This is a genomic window from Allobosea sp. (assembly GCF_030694325.1).
Classification (GTDB): Bacteria; Pseudomonadota; Alphaproteobacteria; order Rhizobiales; family Beijerinckiaceae; genus Allobosea.
Genome location: NZ_JAUXYO010000031.1, coordinates 1 through 1848, shown reverse-complemented (window position 1 = coordinate 1848; position 1848 = coordinate 1). Strand labels below are relative to the sequence as shown.

Below are 1848 nucleotides of genomic sequence, written 5' to 3'. Positions count from 1 at the left end.
GCGCCTGACCGGCGCCTTCTCAGCCGCGGCCGGGCTGGACGGGATCGCGGCAAGGCTGCGCGCCTCCGCGGGGCTCGCACCGTGAGCGCTGAAAATCAGCCAGCGCGCGTCCTGATCGCGGTGACGCACCTGCTCGGCAGCGGCCATCTGGTGCGGGCGGCGCAACTGGCACGGGCGCTGGCGGAAGGCGGCTTCGACGTGACGCTGGCCAGCGGCGGGATGCCGCTGCGCGAGATGGGCGGCGAAACCTTCGCCTTCGTGCAACTGCCGCCGGTCAAGGTCGAGGGGCTGGATTTCCGAAAGCTGCTGGACGAGGCGGGCACAGCTGTCGACGCCGGCCGGCTGGCGCGGCGCCGGGCGATGCTCGCCGCGCTGGCGACGACGCTGAGGCCCGACGTCGTCGTGACCGAGCATTTCCCCTTCGGCCGTCGGCAATTGGCGGAGGAATTCCTGACGCTGATCACCGCGGCGAAGGCTGCCAACCCCTCCGCGCTGGTGCTGGCCTCGGTGCGCGACGTGCTGGTGACGCCGCGCCCCGACCGGATCGCCGAGGCGGAGCAGCGTCTGTGCTCGTGCTTCGACGGCGTCCTCGTCCATGGCGACCGGAGCTTCCTGCCGCTCGAAGCCTCCTGGCCGGTTTCGCCGGCTCTGGCGGAGCGGCTGCACTATACGGGCTATCTGGCGCCGCCGCCGGTGCCGGCGCCCGTGCCGGGCGACGGGGAGGGGGCGGGCGATGTCATCGTCTCGGGCGGTGGCTCGGCTGCGGCGCTGCCGCTGTTCCGGCTCTGCCTCGAAGCGGCGCGGCTTTGCGAGCCCTCGCGCCGGTGGCGCATCCTCGTCGGCAAGGGCGTGGCGGAGGGCGATGTCGCCGCACTGCGGCAATCAGCCTCGCCTAACGTCACGATCGAGCGCGCGCGCGCGGATTTTCCGGCTCTGCTGGCGCGCGCGGCGCTCTCGGTCAGCCAGGCCGGCTACAACACCGTGCTCGACCTCGTCGCCGCAGGCCGCCCGGCGATCGTCGTGCCCTTCGACGAGGGCGCCGAGACGGAGCAGGCGATCCGCGCCGCGGCGATGGAAAAGGCGGGATTGGCGCGCTGCCTGAGCGTGTCTGGGCCCGAGCCAGCCAGTCCGGCCGATCTGGCGACGGCGGTCGCAGCGGCGCTGGCGCAGGAGGCGCCTGCGCGCCCGACGATCGATCTCGGCGGCGCGGAGCGGGTGGCCGGCCTCCTGACACGCCTGCTCGCGGCCAGCAAACACGGCTGACGACGCCTTGGGCGGCACGGCTCTTGCGATGCCCGGCATGCCTGCCGCGAAGTGCCGACCCGGCGCTTTGCGAATTGCCGGTCCCGGGCTTTGCCTCTAATTAGGAGGCATTGCCTCCCTCCTCGGTCGGCGTCGGGACAACCGGTCTTCCCCGGCCACGCTCCCACGCCCGGAGACTTGATGATGACAACGACGACTGCCGCCGGCCTGCCCGACATGAAGCTGTCGGTGCGCCAGACCTTCGGGATCGATTCGGATCTGGAGGTGCCGGCCTATTCGACGACCGAGGCGCATGTGCCCGATCTCGATCCGGATTACCGGTTCGACCACGACACGACGATCGCGATCCTGGCGGGCTTCGCCCATAACCGGCGCGTGATGATCTCGGGCTATCACGGCACCGGCAAATCGACCCATATCGAGCAAGTCGCCGCCCGGCTGAACTGGCCCTGCGTGCGCGTGAACCTCGACAGCCACGTCTCCCGCCTCGACCTCGTCGGCAAGGACGCGATCGTGCTGAAGGACGGCAAGCAGATCACCGAGTTCCAGGATGGTATCCTGCCCTGGGCCCTGCAGAACAACATC

Annotated in this window: 2 protein-coding genes; both read left to right on the top strand. The window is 70.9% G+C overall.

Going from position 1 to position 1848, the window contains the following annotated elements; all coding sequences use genetic code 11:
• Positions 1 to 81: 81 nt before the first annotated feature.
• A complete protein-coding gene (locus tag Q8M82_RS01355) occupies positions 82 to 1263 on the top strand; it encodes a glycosyltransferase family protein (RefSeq protein WP_305689592.1) in 1182 nt (393 codons plus the stop codon).
• A 180-nt stretch (positions 1264 to 1443) separates the two neighbouring features.
• Positions 1444 to 1848, top strand: a 405-nt coding sequence (locus tag Q8M82_RS01350; protein WP_305689591.1) for an AAA family ATPase, incomplete at its 3' end; no start/stop codon positions are given.